Origin of the sequence: Klebsiella sp. V115_8 (assembly GCF_029967715.1) — a bacterium.
GTDB classification, from domain to species: Bacteria; Pseudomonadota; Gammaproteobacteria; order Enterobacterales; family Enterobacteriaceae; genus Klebsiella; species Klebsiella quasipneumoniae.
This window is the reverse complement of record NZ_JASCAR010000044.1, coordinates 266537-286177: the sequence shown is the minus strand read 5'-3', so window position 1 is coordinate 286177 and position 19641 is coordinate 266537. Positions and strand designations below refer to the sequence as shown.

Sequence of the window (19641 nt, the reverse complement as noted above, 5' to 3'; positions counted from 1 at the left end):
TAATATAAATTGGCAGATAGCGCATGAAAAAATTGATACTGGTATGTTTTGGGCTCCTTATTTCGCAGACCACGCAGGCGAGCGCACTCTACTTCTACGAAATTGGCACAGAAGATACGGCACTGGCAGGCGCAGGGCAGGCTGCTCGCGCTCAGGATGCATCAACGATTGTCACCAACCCGGCCGGGATGACTCGTTTGCCTGACCATATGTTTACCGGGGGAGTTCAGGCGATGGACGGTGATGTATCTTATTCACTTAACGATGACGCCGGACGTAAGAGCCCTGGGGATATTATGCGCTTCTTCCCTAATGCCAGCGCATTCTATGCGCAAAAAATCAATGATGATCTCTATGCTGGCCTCGGCATTTACGGCAACTATGGCCTGGGGATTGACTTTGGTCAGTGGGCTGGGGACAGATTAATCAAGAAAAGCACCATGGTGGCGATGACACTCAGCCCTTCAATCGCTTACAAATTAAGCGATAGAGTGTCTGTGGGCGGCTCTGTAAACATCAACTATGGCTTCCTGTCATTAACACGTAACGTCGATAATACTGATGAAACGCAGAAGGATCACGACTGGGCGTTAGGGTATCGTCTTGGCTTGCTGATGCAGCTGACGGAACAGACCCGACTTGGTATAGCATGGACGAGTAAGACAGAATACGATTTTGATATTGATGGTAAGGCGCGCTTGCCGAATTTAGCCAACGTTGAGTACGAGCTTCCTGTCTCAGCGCAGGTACGCGCGCCTCAGCAAATTATGCTGAGCCTGGTGCATGATATCAATAAACAATGGTCGGTGATGGGCGATCTCGGTTGGCAGGACTGGAGCCAGTTTGGCGCCCCACAAATTGCCGTGGCGGGGCAGGAACTGGATAAAAAGAGCCGTCTGAAGGATTCCTGGCATACGGCATTAGGCGTGCAGTACCGTCCTACCGAACAATGGCGTCTCAACGCTGGTGTTGCCTTTGACAGCACGGTATACGATTCGCAGAGTGACGTAGCGCTGACCTTACCGACGGGTGATGAATGGCGTTTTGCTACAGGCGCCCAGTACCAGATTACACCGCAGAGTAATATTGGCGTCGCCGTCTCCTACTTGCATATGCAATCGTCTCACGTTCAGTCGCCTGCTATCTATAGCGGTAGCTACAACCACCCATATTTATGGTTTGCTAATGTAAACTATAGTTATCAATTCTAATGGGCTGATGTCTTTGCCGTGCAATGCGCGGGGAGGGATGCACAAATGATTTTTTGTGCCCTCGTAAAGGGGCATCACCGCCTTTGTACGGTGGGTGTGGCGTTTATCCTGAATCAGTTTGATTAATTCGCCTGTATATCCTGAGCGCTGGTTATCCACGATCCCTCGGGTCTTTTTTTGAGACCCGGGGGCGATGGTAAGTGGCGCTGGGAAGACGTTCGACGGTCTGTTTCTGTGACTTGCCAGCTATCATTAATTTACATTTATAAAGCCCTTGGGCCAGTCGCTATTTATTGTCAGTTTATTGAGCAGGAGCATTAACTCATAATCGCTATGTAAGTTAAATTTCCTCATCACCATATATTTATGCGTATAGACCGTTTTCTCACTCACCATCAGTTCTTCGGCAATTTGCATGACTGACATTCCCTCATTTAAATAGCTCATGATGCGGATTTGCTGTGGCGACAGTTTGGTAAGCTGGCAATCACAACATGACCCGGTTGAGTGCCGATAATTTGTCTGCTGCAGCCGGTGCCAGGCGGTATGCATTGCTGTACGTAACTGCGTCACGGAATGTCGGCGAGAGAGAAAGATAATATCCTGAAAGCAAGAGGGTAGCGCTGAGACACGCATGTCATCATCAACAATACCAATCACAATGCTTTTTTTTCGACTCCGCAGCTCAGGGCGGCAAATAAAACATTCTCCTGGGCATAATGCCAGCACAATAACGTCCGCTACCTTCACGCTTTCTGAGGTAAAGTTAAAGATGAAATTAACTTTAGTGTTGTGCTGAGAAAAGAAATCATTAAAAAAAAAGGTCAGCCCACGCCTAAAGAGGGTATCCCACTCTTTTATTACAATGTTAACCATTTACTATACCGAAACATAATTATTAAGCGCAGCTGCATTGGGGGAATAATAGACGCAGCTTTTTTACCCTGTTAGCTTCCTGAAGGGGATGACGACTCACGCGCCTATGACCCGCTATAGCCAGCGACCCGTCAGTTGTATTGCATTGTCAAAACGACAACGGCATGAATGGAACCTGGCGTCGGCCTTCCCGCCACTGAGGTCACCATGGCGCTCATCGGAATCGTCGCCGTTCTGTCTGCGGCAATATTTTGCGTGATGCTGGATCCGCTGCCCATCAACAAACCTGTAGTAGCGTCAGACATCGCAATGGCCACACGGGTTGCCGTGCCACTGTTTTGGTAATAATTCATGCCCGCTTCCGGGTCAGGCGTTCCGCTAAAACGGGTTGTCACGCTTAGCGTACCCGGCGGACAGCGGGTAAACAGGAGATTAAAGGTAACCGGATCGGAAGATGACCCGGGGGTGAACATGTTTGTTGCCTGGATATTACCAAGATCAACATTCATATTTTCACTCCCCCCGTTAAAGACGCAGGGTGCTGCGATAATCCGACCTGTGACTTTGATATCGACGTTGTCTGCCGACAACGCAGGCAATACTATTGCGCATGCCATCAGCAACACGAGTTTATTTATTTTCATTTAACAGCCCTTATTGATAGGTAAGACTCAGCGTTGCGGAGGCATTGGCGATGCCGGTGGTTACCGTTGTATTGGTCTGATAGTAGCGTGCGGTTAACGGAAACATCTCCTGGCCGCCATTGGTTCTCTTCAGAACAAGATTATTGCCAAGGATGAGAGGGGTATTGTTATAAACCAGCTGCACGCCAACCCCCTGTGCGACGCCTGCGCTTCCCTGACCGGTTAACGCCAGCACGGTATTATCGCTGACGTCTGGATTTTGTGCCCCGGAGAGCATGACGTTAATATTGGCTCCGGCGTCACAGTCCAGAATGAGATTCTGCGTTTTCTGCGCATTAGCGGGGGTTGATCCCACCGCAGAACCAAACTCGCTGACCAAAACGTCCCCCAGTTCAAATACCATATTCGACGTTGTCACCGCGCATGCCACCTGGGTAATAGATCCGGTCCCCGCATTGACGGGGATCTCAGGAGCTTGTTCTCCGCCGAGATATTGCATCGTAAAGGCGACAAACGATGCCAGTTGCCCCGTTACTGAGCCAGATGTAATATCACCAATCTTCCAGAATTGTATAACCGGCTGATAATCATGAATAACCAGCTCGCCTGGGTTTGAAGACCAACTGGACATTGAAGCGTTACCGCGGTCAATATAATCGGTGCCGCTATACGTCGACGCGCCTGCTTTGGAGTTCATGTAAAAGCCAAAAGAAATACCCACCCCAGGCACATTGGTTTGATAAACGCGCCGCGCGCCGTACGTCGCGACATAGGGTAAAATAGCGCTTTTCATTCCTGAGCTAGACCCTTCATTGCCGGTTGTGACGCAGGTATAAGCATGTGCTAAAGAGCCATATATCTCATTGCTTATCGCCTGGCCAACGGGAACATCGCGCTGAACGATAATATTGCCATAATCCACGGTATAGGGAGAGCCGATGTAAGTATAATCACAACAGAAGCCACTCAATGGAAACAACACAGCCAGCATTAATAATGCAGATCGGAAAAGTCGCATACCTATGCACCTGATATAAAAATTCATTTCAACGTTATCGGCAAACAGCATTATCGATAATCACATCGTTATTCAGCTTCGTCATGTTTATCGAGTAATGAACCCTGCAGGTGTTTGCGGATTGATTTCCCCATTTCACGGTCAGGTTTACCTCGGGATCGAGACCCGTCAAATAGACCTGTCCGCTATCACCCACGATAAAACTGTTATGATCTGTTCCATCAACGCTGGCCATTGCGCCAAACGGCACTACCTGGCCGTTTCGCTGGCTCAAGGTCATCAACATGCGAACGCCTACGCTTGCCCGATAATTCGCCCTGACAATCGCGCCACGCGTAGGAACCACGGTTTTAACCGTTTGCTCTAACTCAACGTTAGCCGGTAATGTATCGGTGATTAATGACACATCATTTTTGCGATAAGGCATTAAGTTAGAGGCAACCGTATATCCGCGATAATCGGTTGTCGCTCCGGTCATATTCTGGATGCCTACGCCGGCAGCCCCGGGGGCGGCAATCAGCACGTTGGTTTCACCCAAGGGCTGAGAAAACGTCAGGCCATTGGCATGCGCAACCACACCTCCCTGAATCCCATAATTCAGACGATCGGTATTTTTGTCATAGCTGTACCCGGCTGTGATTTCGCCATAGGTGCCGCGATAATCACCATTCATATTGCCGGTGTAGGCCGCATCGTGAGTGCCGAAACCCTGTTGAATATTCCAGTTGAGCGTATTATTCGGCAAAGCAACGCCATTTAACCCAGCGCTGTGTGTCGTACCGTTATTCTTGCTGGTATTCATGCCATAGTTTGCCCATGTCTGCGGCAACAGTTTTTCCAGGGGAATGCTGATATTCAGCGCCAGCATCTGGTTTTTATCGTCGCTCTGGGGTGAGCTGTACGATCCCGCGCTCCCATTCTTACTCAGCGTCCAGGTCAGGCCATAACTGATACTGTGCCAGTAGTTGTTATACCCAACGCTCCATGATTCCATCGCCTTACCCGAATTCCAGTAATCTTCACGCGCGGCGTTCAGCATCAACGATCCCAGATGGTCTCCCAACCCCTGGCTCAACGTCAGCTCTGCACGGTTGCGGCGTCGGTCCTGAAGCGCCTGACTGTCACCGTAAGAATCCAGGACCTCTTGCATGCCATAGTAGCCGCTGGTCGAATAGCGGTAGCCGGCAATCGCGAAGTTGGTGCCCGTTGCGGCAAAATTTTTACTGTATCGAGCCCGCCATGATTGCCCCCTGGATTTCGGCATATTTTGCGGCGTGGACCAGCCCTGGGTGATATCGCTGGAGATTGCGCCAAAGTTACCCATGTTTTTACCGACGCCCGCGGCGAGGGACTGGTACTTACTCGACTCCTGTAATCCGCCGTAAAACGTAAAGCCATAGGGCAAGCCGAGAATAACGCTCATCTGAGCAAAGGGCGTTTTGTCCACGCTGCCGTTGTAAGAACGATATTGGCCGCCCGTTAACGCATATTTTATTCGGCCTTCACGCTGTAATACGGGAAGGGAGGCAAATGGCACGCTAAAGTGCTGCTCACTGCCATCAGCCTCTTTAATAGTGACATCAAGATCGCCGGCGCCGCCGGTAGGATACATATCCGTGATTTCAAAAGCCCCCGGCGCCACAAAGCTCTGGTATATCTGATAGCCATTCTGGCGAATTATCACCTGGGCATTGGTCCGGGCGATACCACGCACCACTGGGGCATAGCCCTTGAGGGAGTCGGGCAGCATGTCATCATCGGAGGCAAGTTGTCCTCCCCGAAAAGGCATGCTGTCGAAGACATCTGCCGGGGCAGAGCTATCACCCAGCGTGAGCTGCGACTGTAACGGGATTATCGTACGCTGAGCATAGGTATAAACCGTCTTCCAGGCATCGTGACCCTGTGAATCGCGCGACCAGGTGGTGTAATTCCTTAACCGCCAGGGGCCAATATTCACGCCAGGACGCAGGTTGGCATACTGATTATCGCTGGTGCTGCTGTTGCTATTTTTTGCCCAGTTATTGGCCCCACTCAGACTGTAGTTGAGCAGGGCGGCGTTAATCCCTTGATCCCAGCGATCCGGCGACACCGCTCCGCGCGCTTGCGCTGATAGTGCCGCTTGCGGAATGCTCAATACCAGACGCTGCATGGCAAACTGGAAATCCGTACTGGCCTGAGGGATCGCGGACAGGTTCGCACAGGATGTTTCGCCTTTTAACGCGGGAAAAAGTCCAGTCTTCACTCCCCAGCTTTCTAATTGCTCAATGGATAAACAGGGGACTAATTTGTCATCACCGCCAGGCTCTTTCAGCAACACAAACCTGATATCGCGGGTATCAACTAACCGATCGTCCAGGACGATATCAACATGATAATCCCCGGGAGCTTGCGCGCCCGATTCAAAACCAGAAAGATCGACTTTTTCTGTCCCCGGATTATCCAGTTCAACCAGTTCTGGATTAAAAAAATCGCGACTATAGCTATTTTGCGTATTACCGAAGAGCGCGATGGTTATCAATAATGCCAACCGTGGAGAACGTGCTTTTATATAATCCATTGCCATCATCATAAATCCCACTCAGTGTCTTTTCGCCGGTCTACAGACTGGCTTTGTGTTCTGCCCCGGGACTGCCATAATCATTGATAATTTTGAATGTCACTGGCCCGCCCGTTACGCCGGAGGGTAAATCGAACGTCGCTGTGCTACCGGGTAATACATAACTGACATCGGGTAATTTTTTACCTGATAGTGAAATGTCGTTAAAATTCATGACATGCCGAGTCGGATTGTTTACCTGTATCTTATTACCGACGCGTTGCCAGCGTAATTTATCGACCTGCTCTTCAGGGGATGCGCCTTTCATTGCCGCCGGACGGTAGATGAGCTTGATTCTGGTTTTAATGGCAATTTGCAACGTATTGTCAACTTTAGCTGCAGAGGGTATGGCTTTTATATTAAGCCAAAATAAGCTCTCTTTATCCTGAGGTAATGCTCCGGTGGCAACAATGCGCTCGACGTTTTGTTGGCCATTATTCAGTCGATATAACGGCGGCGTAATGATGAAAGGCGCCTTTTCGGCACCGCCACCTGGCGTTTCGATCCAGGACTGGATCAGGTAGGGGGTTTTATCAGGATTATTTATGCCAATTGAGGCTTCTTTTTTATTACCATCAAAAATGACCCGCGTACCACCAATAACGACACCGGCCTGAGCAGCGGATAAGCCAATACTCAATATCGTGGTGGTAAGCAAGATACTGCGAAGAACATTCATTTTAGACCTCTGAAACATGGGGCCGTATCGACCCCATCAGCTTTTCTGGACAGAAAATCAGTTATATACAATGGAGAAGTTAGCAACAGAGTTGGCCGTACCCGGCGTTACTGATGCCGTGGTGGAGATATATTGCGCGTAGAATTTCAGCGTATTGTCCTGGGTGCTGCTAAGGGTGTAGTTATAGCTGTTCTCACCGTGTAAAGGCAGGTCGACTTTATCGGCGGTCATCAGGTTAATCGCCACCCCTGACGCCGCACTGGAGGTTGAGGTATCAATAGCCAGCAGGTTAGGGTTGGTCAGATCGGGGGTGCCATCAAAGCGTACTTTTGTCGAAGTCACTGTGGTTGGGCAGTTTTTAAGCACGATATTAAAATCCTTTGCAGCCGCTTTTGCGCCACTGTTCGGAAATTCAGTTTTATAAAAGTTACCGAGATTGACCTGCTGGTTTTGCGATGCCACATCGACTTCACAGGCAGTATCAAGAATATTGCCGACGAAATTCACGGTGCCAGCGGCAGCAAAAGCGTGAGACATAGACAGCGCTGCAGTTGCGGTCAAGGCAACTAAAACAAGACTCTTTTTCATTACGTTGTTTCCTTATTAACTTGGTTTGCCACTTATATTCAGGCAATAGGGTGCCGATGAGCGTTACACTCTTTTTGTACCAGCGCCTTATTTATTACTGTGCAGCATGGCAGCCATAATTAATTACGGTAAGATCATGAACTGTTCTGCTGGTTGGCTAAAATTTATCTAATCACTTTCTTAAACTCAAATGATTTGTGGGTCTATAAGTAGACTCTCACTTAACGAATAAGTAACATTCCTTTTTTTATTGTATTTATTAAGGCCCGGTCTATTTTTAGACTCAAAGGTCATGAGGCACAAAATCAATTACTTAGGGTACATCTTTAGCACGGTCTACTTTTGGACCCTAAACTAATATTTCGCGGTTTCTTCATTTTTAAGATAATTCGTCGGGTCGATCAATAAAGCGATCACCGTAGAGGAATTGAGGCAGCATATGAACACGCGCTTAACCACCCCGGAAAACCAGGACAAATCAATTGCCCTGGAATTAAAACCATTTCGGCACATCGAGACTCTGATAAATCATGTGTTGCCAGCAGCAGAAAGAGTAGTGATCGGCAGAGGTGAGGTCGTGCATTATTATAAAGATGATATCCGGCAATGTTTTTTACTATTGCATGGTAGCGTCGCGCTGCACCGTCGCGGCGATGGCATTGTTTTAAATTCTGAATCATCACCGTTTATTCTGGGCGTCAGTAGTCAGTTTTCCTCAGAGCATCTCTATGTGAGAGCGCTGGAGACGTCAGAGATCGCCCGGGTGTCACTGGATTGTTTTAATCACATCGTGGCGCAACTGGAGCTATGGGAGCATTTTTCGAAAGTCCTGATTTACACGGCCTCCCGGGTGTATGAGCATTGCGCACAAATCTCGCAGATGTCGGCTTATGACATCATCCGCTTTCAGCTTGTTGAACTGATGCAAGAGCCGGATGCGATACGGCAACAAATTACGGCTGCAGCCTATATTAAGAGCCGAACCTATCTTTCACGGAGCGGGATTATGCGAATTCTGGCAGAGCTGCGAACCGGGAACTACATCACCATGGAACGGGGTATACTTCTTGATATCAATCATTTGCCTCGAAAATACTGACGATGAGGATACCCGCATCAGGAAGACAAGCTATAATCAGACAGGTCAATCTAAAGGTTATCGGTTATGTCCTCTTCAGCAAAACCTCACAGAGGTTCACCCTACGCGCAAGAGTTGATGACGCATTTACAGCCGTATTGCACGCCACGTAAAACTGAAAGGGGGGAGCAACTGGATTTCAAGGTAAATGGCCAGGGGATGTGTTACCTCATCCTTGAGGGAACCGTAGCGGTTTATCGCCGAAACGATAATATGATGCTGTCCACTGCGCGCAGTCCCGCCGTGTTTGGTCTTGCCAATCTGACGGATATTTACTTCGATGATTACATTAAAACTATCAACTGCTGCGTGATTGGCGAGATCTCCACCGCTCGTGTTCATGACATTATTAAAGAAAAGTCGTTATGGGGGCTGCTCTCAAAGCAACTGATGTTTGTGTATGGCCGACTTTACAACAATGTGATGCCGCAGGGCGCACCGACGGCGTACGAGATGATCCGCCAGCAGTTGCTCAATTTAATCGAAGAAGATGAGAGTTATCGCGCCGCAGTCACAGCGGAACTCTACATCCGTGAGAAAACCCATCTTTCTCGCAGCGGCGTCATGCGCATTCTTGCAGATTTAAAAACGGGTGGTTTTATCGAAATGGAAGAGGGAAGACTCATTAAAATCCATAAGCTTCCCGCCAGGTACTAAATTCAGACACCGTCAGACAAAAAAACGCCCTTCATCTCCATTTAGCGACCACACCAGGGTCAATGATAATTTTTAATGCCCAGGGCAGGGCGCGCCATGTTCTACCCAGTGGTGCACCGATCGGGCGGGATCGTCCGCTTAGCCAGTTTCTTTTGCAAAATGATGATAATAATTGGGGATCCTGATGCGGAAATTGCACATACCGCCAGCAACGTATCCATATTCTGGAGCGCCATGCGATGGTCAGGTAACAGAAAAGCGGACAGGAAAAATGCGGCAGTCGTCATCAGATACATCATGGACGTCTGTAATGAAGAGAATCCCGCTCGTTGGTTGTTATCAGGAAACTGAATCGTAACCGCCGAAGATGAAACCAGACGACTGTAAGCTGCCCCGAGAAATAACGTCATAAACAGCGCCGGATGCGGATAGCCCAGGAGGGGTATCAGCAAGCTCAGAATAAAAACGAGGGTTGACCCGGTCGCCAAACTCAATGCAGAAAAACGAGAGGTTAATGCCCCTGTCATTCTTGTAGACAAATACCCCGCCAGTCCCCCGCCGAAGAACAGCCAGGGCAGCAGGCCTTCAGAAGCCCCCAACAGCTGCGTCATTAACGGCGCCAGAACAGGAATGATCAGCATTGGACTAAACTGTACCAGCGCATTACCGGAAGCAAACAGTAAAGTATCAACATCGAGGGGCAGCGCGTGAGACGTGTCGAAAGTGACGGGGTCCTGAGGAATGACAGTGACGATCAATGGCAATGCCAACAAACAGAGCGTGCTGATTAACCACAACGCGACATGCCAACCGTAATGAGTACACAAAAATAATATAGCGGGCATCCCCACAACGCTTACCAGCGAAAATGACGCAATCACCGTCGCCAACATTTTTCCGCGCAAGTCAGCCGGCGTGTGGTTTATCAAAATACCGATCCCCACACCCATTGTCGTCCCTCCAACCAGCCCTGCGAAGAATCGCAAGGTAAGAAGAAGAGGAAAACGGGTTATGAATGTCGTCAACAGTGTCGCCATGGCTAGCAGCACCATATTAGCGATAAGAAAACGCTTCTTATTGCAACGGTCAACCCAGTAAAAGGCGATAATTCCCGACAGGACGGCTCCAGAGGTGTACATACCGGATACATAGCCTGAGAAGGAGACGGGAACAGCGAAATCCGCGGCCATAAATGTAAAAACAGGACTGAACATCATATATTCCAGCGCATTAGTAAACTGCACAAAAGCGATGACCAGCGCTATCCGTATCAGCGCCTTTTGATTAAATGTTGTGGTGACCCGTGGCATAGCAAGCGACCTGATGATGAAAGATAACCTAGCTTAACTGCTATCAAACTTATCGATTAGATGGTAAAAATGGCACTCATTATTATCATATGTGGGATAGTTGATGCGGCCAGTTCTTGATTTTAATGCGCTGAAAGTCTTCATCGCTGTAGTTGAAAGAGACAGTTTTGTGGGGGCTTCGAAAGCCCTTGAAATGCCGGCATCAAATGTCAGCCGTTGCATTGCTCAGCTAGAAGATAAACTGAATCTACAGCTTATTGAACGCAGTACCCGACATATGAAACTCACTCAGGCGGGGCATCTACTCTATTCCCGGGCGAAGCCATTACTGGAAGCGCTTGAGCAAACTGAAACCGAATTAACGTTGCGGCAAATGCAATTCAAGGGGCCACTACGTATCTGTATTCCCAATGAAATCGGTCCTGCACTGCTGGGCGCTATTGTTGCCGATTTCGCCTGTCAGCATCCGGACCTGGAGATAAGTTGCGTCACCAATTTGTCTGGTTATGAATCCCTGCGCGATGATCTGGATCTCGCTGTCATTGTGAGTCGTGGTCAGATGGATGACAGTGACTACATAGCCCGTCATCTGGTGACCATCCCTTGCACCATCGTTGCGGCTCCCTCCGTTATCCAGCGTTATGGCACGCCTTCTCGGATACAGCAATTTGAAGAATTGCCCTGTATTACAACGGTAAATGCGCTTAAAGGCGCTCCCTGGCAGTTTGTGAATAAAAAGGGCGGATTCGAGACGATTAAAGTGAACGGTCGTTATCGGGTCAACAGCGGGGAGATGGCAGGGCGAGCGGCCATCTCAGGCGTCGGTTATGCCATCCTGTCGAAACAAGCCTGCCAGCCCTATATTGACGATGGCCGGTTAATCGAAATTGAATTTGAACAATCGGCAGCCCCCTTGCAATTGTTCGCCCTGTATTCCGATCGCCGTTATTTGCCGGCAAAAACAAGAGCGCTTATTGATTTCATGCATCAGAGATTGAGTCATGAATAAGAGGCCATCATCAGCGCACCTGGATGCGCTGTCCCGTTCAGCCGGCGCTCTTGCCGCTCATCACCTCGACTCAAGCACCATTGAATCATTCCTCGCTGATCGCCAAAAAGCGTCTGTTAAGCAGGCTGTCAGCTTATCTTTTTAGCCATTGCCCTGGCGATGACCGGGGCGCTTTCTACGGACAAGCTCAGGCCTTCAAGTCCAGAACGACATGGCTGAATGTTTGATAAGTTTTTTCATCGGGGGCAGGCGGAATTTTGGCGACTTTCAGCGCGGACATCACCTGCGCGCAGAATGGCCGATCGCCGTTCTCGACCGCCGGCTCCTGCACCGTCCCGTCACGCTGCAGGGTAAAGCGCACCGAGCATTTTTGCCCTTGCCAGGTGTCCGGCTGGTCTATGTTAGCGAAGATAGCCGCCTGGATCCGCGCCAGATAGCGTGAGGCATTGGCCTGCGGTGACGTATCGGCACCCGTTTGATAATCGCGAAGTATCTTATCCACTTCTGCCGATATTTGAGCGTCTTCGGCGCTGTCCGGCGCAGAAGCATGACCCGAACAGGCGGAAAGGAGGAAAGAGAGGGTGCAAACGAGCACGGCGTTAATTTTCACGGACATGGTAAGCCTCCTTGCTGGTGGTGACACATTTCGTGTACGAGGCGGTTATCCTCTGTTATTCCGCGAGATTATTCAAACGTTGAATGCATGGCGCTCGCTTTAAGTGACACTGTCACACATTTTGGGCTTTCGTCGCGGACGGTTAGGCCATCCAGTCGCGAATCAGGTCACCGTATAGCCGTTCTGCCTCCGCCAGCCGGCTGAGCAGGCAGTACTCGTCGGTTTGATGAGCCATCGACGGCTCCCCGGGGCCGAGAATAATACAGGGCGGGTCGCCCAGGGCAGGCAGCAGCAGCGAGGCGTCGGTAAAGTAGGGCACCACGCGCGGCGTAATCGGCTCAGCGTGCAGCGGCTGACAGCGTTGGTAAACCTGCTTAATCCATGCATGATCCTCCCGGCTCAGGACCGCAGGCAGGTCGACCAGCGTGGTGACCGTAACGCTTTCGCCCAGCAGCGTCGTCAAGCGCTCCCGGATAGCGGCGTGCTGTAAATTGGGCGCGCTGCGGATATCGACATCAAAACGCGTGCGGTCCGGTACGGAATTAATATTGAGTCCGCCCTCTATGCGTCCGACGTTGAGGGTGGGTTGCTTCATCAGCGAATGCGGCGCGCCCGGCGAAAAATGCTGGATCTTACCCAGCGCATCCGCCGCAAGATAGATAGCATTGATCCCCAGCTCCGGCATCGCGCCGTGGGCGGTTTTTCCCCGCGTTTCGCAGCGTAGCCAGAGGGCGCCTTTATGGCCGATAACCGGGTAGTTGGCGGTGGGCTCACCGACGATCAGCGCGCCCACCTCTGGCAACGTATCGGAGGCGATCAGCGCCCGCGCGCCGTCGCAGCCGGTCTCTTCTCCGCCGGTGATCAGCAATAGTGCGCCGCGCCCGGCGCGAATCGTTTGCCGCTGATGAACGCAGGCGACGGCAAATGCCGCTATCGCCGCTTTCATATCGCTCGACCCGCGTCCTAAATGCTTGACAAATTTTAATCAGCAGAGAATTGTATAGACAGTTTACCGCATCATCCGGGAAGTCATTCCCAAACCCGTTTAAGTCATTCCAGTCGCGCACCGACACGGACCGGTTGCCGGGATGACATTAAGCAGGTATCCGCCGAACGATCGATGATTGTTCTGGCCATATAGACGATATTTGCCCGCCACAAAAACAATCCTTCTGCGTTCGCATGCGGCGCGGAACTCTGCTGGCTATCAACTATTCCCGACGAGGATACTGATGATGTTATTTCACACCGGAAAACTGCGTTTACTTGCTGTCGCCACGACCATGCTGGCATCGATGAGTTTTATTTCTGCCGCCAGCGCTGCCGGTCCGACTTATGCGCTGGTGCAAATCAATCAGCAGGCGCTGTTCTTTAATTTGATGAATAAAGGCGCGCAGGATGCGGCTAAGGCCAGCGGCAAGGATTTAGTTATTTTCAATTCTAACGATAATCCCGTGGCGCAAAACGACGCGATAGAAAACTATATTCAGCAAGGCGTTAAAGGCATTCTGGTCGCCGCTATCGACGTTAACGGAATTATGCCAGCGGTAAAAGAAGCCGCCGCCGCTAACATTCCGGTGATTGCGATTGATGCCGTATTACCGGCCGGACCACAGGCGGCCCAGGTCGGCGTGGACAATATTGAAGGCGGCAGAATTATTGGTAAATATTTTGTGGACTACGTGCAGAAAGAGATGGGTGGCAAGGCGAGGGTGGGGATTGTCGGCGCGCTGAATTCGGCCATCCAGAACCAGCGGCAGAAAGGGTTCGAAGAGACGCTGAAAAGCAATCCGAACATTACCATCGCTAACGTGGTCGACGGGCAGAACGTGCAGGATAAAGCGATGACCGCGGCGGAAAACCTGATCACCGGCAACCCGGATCTGACAGCAATCTATGCCACTGGCGAACCCGCGCTGCTCGGCGCTATCGCCGCCGTAGAAAACCAGGGGCGGCAGAAGGATATTAAAGTGTTTGGCTGGGATCTGACGGCGAAGGCGATTTCCGGTATTGACGGCGGCTACGTGACCGCCGTCCTGCAGCAGGATCCGGAAAAGATGGGCGCCGAGGCCCTGAATGCGCTGAACAGCATCACGTCGGGAAAAACCGTGCCGAAAACCATTCTGGTTCCGGCGACGGTGGTGACCAAAGCGAACGTCGATGCTTACCGTCCGCTGTTTAAGTAGGTCAACGCGCGCCGTCCTGGGTTAACAGGGCGGCGAGCTCATGGCTGCCGGGAAACGCGCTGAGCGTTCCCCGGCGGCTAACGGTTATGGCGGCAGCGCGGCTGGCGTGCGCCAGCGCCAGGTCATCCGGCGCGACGCCGCGCAGCAGGGCGGAGGCCAGCATGACGGCGAGGAACGTATCGCCTGCGCCGGTCGTATCGAGCGCCTCGGCGGGCACGGCGGGACAAAACTGGCGCTGTCCCGCCTGAACCAGCCAGGCGCCAGCGGCGCCCTGGGTTATCACTAAGGTTTTCACCCCATAGGGCTGAAGCAGCTCGGCCTCGGATTCATTGACTACCGCGATGTCGATGAGCGGCCACAGATGGCAAAAGTCAGGATTGACGGGCGAGGGGTTGAACACCGTTGTCATGCCGAGAGTTTTGGCGTACCGGAACAGCGCCCGCGTTTTATCAAGGGAGAAATTGCCCTGCTGTAGCAGAATATCGCCGGCGGCGGCATCCGCCATATGCGGAATAATATCCTCAAGGCTGAAGGCGTCGGCAGCCGCCGTCGTGGTAATGATGGCATTGTCGCCATCAGCGCTATTTAAAATAATCGAGGTGTCGCTATGTTGATTGAAAGGGTCGTCGGGAAGTAAGGTCAGTGGTTCATTTTTTATCTGCTGGCGGATCCAGGCGCCGTTGCTGTCATTTCCCGTGGCGGCAATTAAACGCGTCTCTATTCCACAGCGGGATAATATAATCGCCTGATTCGCGCCTTTACCGCCGATATCCTGCGAGACTTTAACGCCGTGAATGGAAGTGCCTTTTTTCGGTATATCCGGAATAGACCAGGTTTCATCGACGGCAATATTACCGGTAACGTAAACACGCATAGTGTTCCCTTAACAGGATGGATAAGATGGTTGCTATCTCAGCAGAAAAAACCAATGCAATACAAGCTATTTTTTCACGAAACAAAGCCGTTATTGGCGTTATTCATTGCGATCCTTTTCCTGGTGCGCCTAAATATCGAGGAAAATCAGTCTCCGATATTGTTGAGCGTGCGCTTCGCGATGCTGAAAATTATATTTCAGGCGGTGTTCATGGTCTGATTATTGAAAACCACGGCGATATTCCGTTTTCCAAACCTGAGGACATCGGCCATGAAACCTCCGCGCTGATGGCGGTCATTACCGAGAAAGTTCGTGAGCGGTTTGCTGTCCCGCTGGGTATTAACGTCCTGGCTAACGCGGCGATCCCGGCGATGGCCATCGCGCTGGCGGGCGGCGCCGATTTCGTCCGAGTCAACCAGTGGGCCAACGCCTATATCGCCAACGAAGGATTTATTGAAGGGGCGGCCGCAAAGGCGCTGCGCTACCGCAGTATGCTGCGCGCTGAGCATATTCGCGTTTTTGCCGATAGCCATGTCAAGCACGGTAGCCATGCCATCGTCGCCGATCGTTCGATACAGGAGCTGACGCGCGATGTCGATTTCTTCGAGGCCGACGCGGTGATCGCCACCGGCCAGCGCACGGGCGATAGCGCCACGATGGCGGAAATTGACGAGATCCGCGCGGCGACGGCGCTACCGCTCCTGGTGGGCTCCGGGGTAACGCCGGCTAACGTGAGGCAGATCCTCGGACGGACCCAGGGGGTCATTGTGGCCAGTACGATGAAGGTCGATGGCGTCTGGTGGAACGATGTTGAGCTGGCCCGGGTGAAGCATTTTATGTCGGTCGCTCAGGCCGCACTGGAGGAAGCCTAATGGAAGCGTTTAGCGAACGCCTGCTGCGCGAACATCAACCGGCGTGGCAGGCGATGCAGCAGCACCCGTTTGTCACTGATATTGAACAGGATCGACTGCCGACAGCCGTCTTCAACCGCTATCTGGTGTTTGAGGGCAACTTTGTCGCGACGGCCATCGCGATTGTTGCCCTCGGGGTCAGCAAAGCGCCGGGTATTCATCAGCAGCGCTGGCTGATTGGCGTGCTGAATGCCCTGGTTGATACGCAGATCGCGTGGTTTGAGCAGGTGTTGTCAGCGCGACAGATCGATCCCGCTGGGTACCCGGATGATTTGCCCGGTGTACGGCGCTTTCGCGACGGTATGCTGCGGACCGCCCGCGAGGGCAGTTATGAGCAGATCGTGACCCTGATGTTCGGTGCGGAGTGGATGTACTATCGCTGGTGCCGACGGGCGAGCGAACATCGACAGAGCGATGCTGATTTACGACGCTGGGTGGAAATGCACGCGGAGGACGAATTCTATCAGCAGGCGCTCTGGCTAAAGAACGAACTCGACCGTTGCGCCATGGCGCTGAGTGAAAAAGAAAAGCAGGCGCTGTCGGCACTTTACGGTGAAGTACTGCAGTGGGAAATTGATTTCCATCACGCTGCGTACGAGGAATAGCCGCGAGGTGAATCACAGGAGGCTCCGGAAGCGGCGTCTCCTGAAATCTTGCTCGGGTAGTCCGCGTCTTATCCGGGCATTGCCTCTCCAGCCATCGTACGACGAGGGGCCATCATTTCTCTGCATGGCTGGGGGGGCTATGTCCGCTTCCATTTCGTGTCGCCTTGCCGGAATACAGACTTTCCTGCCGTAGCGGGGCAAATATCCTGCACTTTGACGCTTATTGATTATACTTTGATGGTGGCTTGTGCTGCTTCAGGCAGTTGACGCGAGGGCGGGTAGCAAACCAGCCCCCTGACATTGGGTCAACAGGTCCGATGATGATGTGATCATGTAACAGTCGAGGAGGTATGGAAAGATGGGCTTATTAAGTTTTGTGAAAGAAGCGGGCGAGAAAATATGGGACGCCGTCTCCGGCGACAGTAAAGAAGAGCGGGCCGATAAACTGAAAAAACATATCGATGGTCTTAATCTGCCTGGCGCCGAAAAGGTCAATATTGATGTTGCGGACGATGGCACCGCCACGGTCACTGGCGATGTTGCTTCGCAGGAGGATAAGGAAAAAATTCTGGTAGCGGTCGGGAATGTCACTGGCGTAGGTCAGGTCAGTGACGGCGTTAAGGTGACGCAAAGCGGGGCGGAAAGTCGTTTTTACACGGTCAAATCCGGTGACACCCTGAGCGCTATCTCCAAAGCGATGTATGGCTCTGCCAATGATTATCAACGTATTTTTGAAGCCAATAAACCGATGCTGACGCATCCCGATAAAATCTATCCGGGTCAAGTGCTGATTATCCCGGCGAAGTAGGCCGTTCATTCCACTCAGCAGTAACATCAGTGATGGCAGGGATACTTGCTTTATACCGTCGTCGGGAGCAGCTGCGGACATCAATTCCTCTCTCAACGGCAAAAGAGCCAGCAAGCTGGCTCTTGTTTTCCCGGTTCAGGCGCTTACTGTGCGTCAGCCAGCGCCAGCCTGGCCTCTTCCTGCTCGCTGTTTTTACGCTGTTGCTCAAGCTCCAGCGCGCCGCGATGAGAAAGATAGCAGAACAGGATGCAGCAGACGATCCCGCCCATCAGCAGATAGAACCCGCCGTGCCAGCCCATTTTATCGACCATCACGCCGAACAGGCTGGTGCCTAACGAGGCGCCAAAGATATAGCTCATAAATCCGCGCAGGCCCACGGCGGAGCCAACGGCAAAGCTGGGGACGATCTCCATGGTCTGGACCGAGGCCAGAAACTGCGGGACGTAAATCAGGCAGCCCACAATCGCCGCAAATACCGTGACCATCAGCAGTGATTCGCTTTTCCAGTAGCCGATCAGACAGATGAAGATCAGCGCCATGCAGATCATGGCTAACGGCATCCGGCGGCCTTTGAACAGCTTATCGGAAAGCCAGCCGGCCAGCAGGGTTGACGGAATCGCCGCCCATTCAAAAAACAGGAAGGCGACGCTCATCTGCTCTTTAGAAAAATGTTTCACCGTCAGCAGGTAGATTGGCAGCCAGCTGATCATGCCGAAACGCACCATATAGACAAACACATCCACAAGGGAGACATACCAGGCGTTTTTGTTACGCAGGACGTAGGTGCAGAAGATCTGGAATGCACTCATGTTCTCCGGCGCTTTCCGGGCGTGTTTGGTCTTCAGCACCACTTTCTCTTCCGGCATCATCTCTTCCAGCGAAGGCAGGCCCTCCTCGCGCGGCGAACCTTTACCCAGCACCAGTACGCTGATGGCGAATACCACCGCCACGCAGGCCGGCACAATGTAGCTGGCGCTCTGCCAGTGCTCGGTACCGAGAATCGCAAACGCGGCGCCGACGATCGGGGCGACAATTCCGCCGCCGACGTTATGGGAAATATTCCAGAAAGCTCCTACGCGGCCACGCTCCCGGCGCGGAAACCAGTTCGCGATGGTAATGAAAGAGGGGCCGACCCCCATCCCCTGAAACAGGCCGTTCAGGACAACCAGCGCAGCAAAAACCCAGAATGCGGTGCTGAATCCTAACCCGACGTTGACGATGGCGCACAGTACGAGACCGCAGGCCATAAACACTTTCGGGCTGGCTTTATCCGCGAGGCTGCTCATCACGCCTTTACTGATCCCGTACGCGATGAGCATACAGCTGCTGAGCAAACCGATCTGCGTGGCGCTAAGATCTAACTGTTCTTTCAGATAGGGCGTGGATAAGGTGAAGTTATTGCGCACGATATAGTACGCCAGATATCCCAGAAATACGCTTAGCAGCGCCTGCATACGGTATCGACCATACGTTGCCTGAATTTTCTCAGCAGGAACTGTATTCGCCGACGGCCCTTTTTTTAATAATGATAACATGTCGTCACCTGTATTTTATATTGATGTGAACATCAGGAGCATTCGGCCTGAAGGGTGAAATAAGCGGCCGTAAAATACAAATCGTCGAAATGAGTCAAAACTGACTCAAACTAATGAATTGATGGGTTGATTTTGACTCATATTGAATGAGCGAGAACCTGCGGAATTAATGTTGCGCTGATTTTATGTCCGGCTTGTGCGGACTCTAACAAATTACCCAATCATTATCTGGTAATCTTTAGCGATATTCCCGGGCGGCCGTTTGGCTATTTTTCCGCTCGCGGTGATTAATTCGCCAGCTGTCATAAACGGGTAAGTTTTGTCTCAACGTAATTTTTTTGGTATTTCAATATTTATGAACGGGATCACAAACATGTCTC

18 protein-coding genes and 1 pseudogene are annotated in these 19641 nt (G+C 51.6%); 8 read left to right on the top strand and 11 right to left on the bottom strand.

All coding sequences use genetic code 11. The features are described 5' to 3' along the window. Positions 1-23: 23 nt before the first annotated feature. Positions 24-1211: an outer membrane protein transport protein gene (locus QLG03_RS22850; RefSeq protein ID WP_101866051.1), complete on the top strand. Its 1188-nt coding sequence runs from the start codon at positions 24-26 to the stop codon at positions 1209-1211. Between the two features lie 252 nt (positions 1212-1463). On the opposite strand, the gene QLG03_RS22845 is transcribed toward QLG03_RS22850, so the two are convergent. The 6 genes from QLG03_RS22845 to QLG03_RS22820 all read right to left on the bottom strand — a co-directional run bounded on the left by QLG03_RS22845 (position 1464) and on the right by QLG03_RS22820 (position 7612). After that, the gene (locus QLG03_RS22845; protein WP_101997241.1) at positions 1464-2087 is read right to left on the bottom strand and encodes a LuxR family transcriptional regulator; all 624 of its coding nucleotides are present in this window, start codon (positions 2085-2087) and stop codon (positions 1464-1466) included. A gap of 131 nt (positions 2088-2218) precedes the next feature. Then, positions 2219-2731: a fimbrial protein gene (locus tag QLG03_RS22840; RefSeq protein ID WP_032452877.1), complete on the bottom strand. Its 513-nt coding sequence runs from the start codon at positions 2729-2731 to the stop codon at positions 2219-2221. 10 nt (positions 2732-2741) lie between these two features. Beyond that, positions 2742-3800, bottom strand: coding sequence for a fimbrial protein (locus QLG03_RS22835; protein ID WP_255987582.1), 1059 nt, complete (start codon positions 3798-3800; stop codon positions 2742-2744). Next, positions 3784-6318: a fimbria/pilus outer membrane usher protein gene (locus QLG03_RS22830; RefSeq protein WP_255987580.1), complete on the bottom strand. Its 2535-nt coding sequence runs from the start codon at positions 6316-6318 to the stop codon at positions 3784-3786. Before QLG03_RS22830 ends, QLG03_RS22835 begins: the two co-directional genes overlap by 17 nt. Before the next feature lie 28 nt (positions 6319-6346). Next, positions 6347-7024: a molecular chaperone gene (locus QLG03_RS22825; protein ID WP_255987578.1), complete on the bottom strand. Its 678-nt coding sequence runs from the start codon at positions 7022-7024 to the stop codon at positions 6347-6349. Between the two features lie 57 nt (positions 7025-7081). After that, on the bottom strand, positions 7082-7612 hold the full coding sequence (locus QLG03_RS22820) for a fimbrial protein (protein ID WP_023289719.1): 531 nt from the start codon (positions 7610-7612) through the stop codon (positions 7082-7084). Between the two features lie 439 nt (positions 7613-8051). Between QLG03_RS22820 and QLG03_RS22815 the strand changes: the two genes are divergently transcribed. Together QLG03_RS22815 and QLG03_RS22810 are read left to right on the top strand one after the other, a co-directional pair. Beyond that, positions 8052-8711, top strand: a complete 660-nt coding sequence (locus tag QLG03_RS22815; protein WP_255987576.1) for a winged helix-turn-helix transcriptional regulator — start codon at positions 8052-8054, stop codon at positions 8709-8711. A gap of 66 nt (positions 8712-8777) precedes the next feature. Continuing rightward, the gene (locus tag QLG03_RS22810; protein WP_117128854.1) at positions 8778-9407 is read left to right on the top strand and encodes a helix-turn-helix domain-containing protein; all 630 of its coding nucleotides are present in this window, start codon (positions 8778-8780) and stop codon (positions 9405-9407) included. 101 nt (positions 9408-9508) lie between these two features. Here the strand turns inward: QLG03_RS22810 and QLG03_RS22805 are convergent, their stop codons facing one another. Further along, positions 9509-10717, bottom strand: a complete 1209-nt coding sequence (locus QLG03_RS22805; RefSeq protein ID WP_255987573.1) for an MFS transporter — start codon at positions 10715-10717, stop codon at positions 9509-9511. A gap of 103 nt (positions 10718-10820) precedes the next feature. Between QLG03_RS22805 and QLG03_RS22800 the strand changes: the two genes are divergently transcribed. Continuing rightward, entirely contained in the window at positions 10821-11726 is a 906-nt protein-coding gene (locus tag QLG03_RS22800) for a LysR family transcriptional regulator (RefSeq protein ID WP_072420183.1), read from the top strand. Positions 11727-11913: 187 nt separating this feature from the next. Here the strand turns inward: QLG03_RS22800 and QLG03_RS22795 are convergent, their stop codons facing one another. Together QLG03_RS22795 and QLG03_RS22790 are read right to left on the bottom strand one after the other, a co-directional pair. Beyond that, complete coding sequence (locus QLG03_RS22795; protein ID WP_274578553.1) at positions 11914-12342, bottom strand: cell envelope integrity TolA C-terminal domain-containing protein; 429 nt, start codon at positions 12340-12342, stop codon at positions 11914-11916. Between the two features lie 142 nt (positions 12343-12484). Beyond that, positions 12485-13306, bottom strand: a pseudogene (locus tag QLG03_RS22790) (M20 family metallopeptidase); the annotation flags it as partial. 268 nt (positions 13307-13574) lie between these two features. Here QLG03_RS22790 and QLG03_RS22785 point away from each other — a divergent pair. Beyond that, positions 13575-14528, top strand: a complete 954-nt coding sequence (locus tag QLG03_RS22785; RefSeq protein WP_023289707.1) for a substrate-binding domain-containing protein — start codon at positions 13575-13577, stop codon at positions 14526-14528. Between the two features lies 1 nt (position 14529). Here QLG03_RS22785 and QLG03_RS22780 read toward each other — a convergent pair whose 3' ends face one another. Next, positions 14530-15402: a PfkB family carbohydrate kinase gene (locus tag QLG03_RS22780; RefSeq protein WP_060590629.1), complete on the bottom strand. Its 873-nt coding sequence runs from the start codon at positions 15400-15402 to the stop codon at positions 14530-14532. 26 nt (positions 15403-15428) lie between these two features. Here QLG03_RS22780 and QLG03_RS22775 point away from each other — a divergent pair, with 26 nt between their 5' ends. The 3 genes from QLG03_RS22775 to lysM all read left to right on the top strand — a co-directional run bounded on the left by QLG03_RS22775 (position 15429) and on the right by lysM (position 17726). After that, positions 15429-16274, top strand: a complete 846-nt coding sequence (locus tag QLG03_RS22775; protein ID WP_023289705.1) for a BtpA/SgcQ family protein — start codon at positions 15429-15431, stop codon at positions 16272-16274. Then, complete coding sequence (locus tag QLG03_RS22770) at positions 16274-16918, top strand: TenA family protein (RefSeq protein ID WP_044523237.1); 645 nt, start codon at positions 16274-16276, stop codon at positions 16916-16918. Before QLG03_RS22775 ends, QLG03_RS22770 begins: the two co-directional genes overlap by 1 nt. A 358-nt stretch (positions 16919-17276) precedes the next feature. After that, positions 17277-17726, top strand: a complete 450-nt coding sequence (lysM, locus tag QLG03_RS22765; protein WP_023289703.1) for a peptidoglycan-binding protein LysM — start codon at positions 17277-17279, stop codon at positions 17724-17726. Between the two features lie 143 nt (positions 17727-17869). Here lysM and pgtP read toward each other — a convergent pair whose 3' ends face one another. Next, entirely contained in the window at positions 17870-19261 is a 1392-nt protein-coding gene (pgtP, locus tag QLG03_RS22760) for a phosphoglycerate transporter PgtP (protein WP_023289702.1), read from the bottom strand. Between the last annotated feature and the right edge of the window lie 380 nt (positions 19262-19641).

Coding starts and splice junctions, on each gene's coding strand:
- QLG03_RS22850 (WP_101866051.1), top strand. CDS start 24: ATGAAAAAATTGATACTGGTATGTTTTGGGCTCCTTATTTCGCAGACC.
- QLG03_RS22845 (WP_101997241.1), bottom strand. CDS start 2,087: ATGGTTAACATTGTAATAAAAGAGTGGGATACCCTCTTTAGGCGTGGG.
- QLG03_RS22840 (WP_032452877.1), bottom strand. CDS start 2,731: ATGAAAATAAATAAACTCGTGTTGCTGATGGCATGCGCAATAGTATTG.
- QLG03_RS22835 (WP_255987582.1), bottom strand. CDS start 3,800: ATGCTGTTTGCCGATAACGTTGAAATGAATTTTTATATCAGGTGCATA.
- QLG03_RS22830 (WP_255987580.1), bottom strand. CDS start 6,318: ATGATGATGGCAATGGATTATATAAAAGCACGTTCTCCACGGTTGGCA.
- QLG03_RS22825 (WP_255987578.1), bottom strand. CDS start 7,024: ATGAATGTTCTTCGCAGTATCTTGCTTACCACCACGATATTGAGTATT.
- QLG03_RS22820 (WP_023289719.1), bottom strand. CDS start 7,612: ATGAAAAAGAGTCTTGTTTTAGTTGCCTTGACCGCAACTGCAGCGCTG.
- QLG03_RS22815 (WP_255987576.1), top strand. CDS start 8,052: ATGAACACGCGCTTAACCACCCCGGAAAACCAGGACAAATCAATTGCC.
- QLG03_RS22810 (WP_117128854.1), top strand. CDS start 8,778: ATGTCCTCTTCAGCAAAACCTCACAGAGGTTCACCCTACGCGCAAGAG.
- QLG03_RS22805 (WP_255987573.1), bottom strand. CDS start 10,717: ATGCCACGGGTCACCACAACATTTAATCAAAAGGCGCTGATACGGATA.
- QLG03_RS22800 (WP_072420183.1), top strand. CDS start 10,821: ATGCGGCCAGTTCTTGATTTTAATGCGCTGAAAGTCTTCATCGCTGTA.
- QLG03_RS22795 (WP_274578553.1), bottom strand. CDS start 12,342: ATGTCCGTGAAAATTAACGCCGTGCTCGTTTGCACCCTCTCTTTCCTC.
- QLG03_RS22785 (WP_023289707.1), top strand. CDS start 13,575: ATGATGTTATTTCACACCGGAAAACTGCGTTTACTTGCTGTCGCCACG.
- QLG03_RS22780 (WP_060590629.1), bottom strand. CDS start 15,402: ATGCGTGTTTACGTTACCGGTAATATTGCCGTCGATGAAACCTGGTCT.
- QLG03_RS22775 (WP_023289705.1), top strand. CDS start 15,429: ATGGTTGCTATCTCAGCAGAAAAAACCAATGCAATACAAGCTATTTTT.
- QLG03_RS22770 (WP_044523237.1), top strand. CDS start 16,274: ATGGAAGCGTTTAGCGAACGCCTGCTGCGCGAACATCAACCGGCGTGG.
- lysM (WP_023289703.1), top strand. CDS start 17,277: ATGGGCTTATTAAGTTTTGTGAAAGAAGCGGGCGAGAAAATATGGGAC.
- pgtP (WP_023289702.1), bottom strand. CDS start 19,261: ATGTTATCATTATTAAAAAAAGGGCCGTCGGCGAATACAGTTCCTGCT.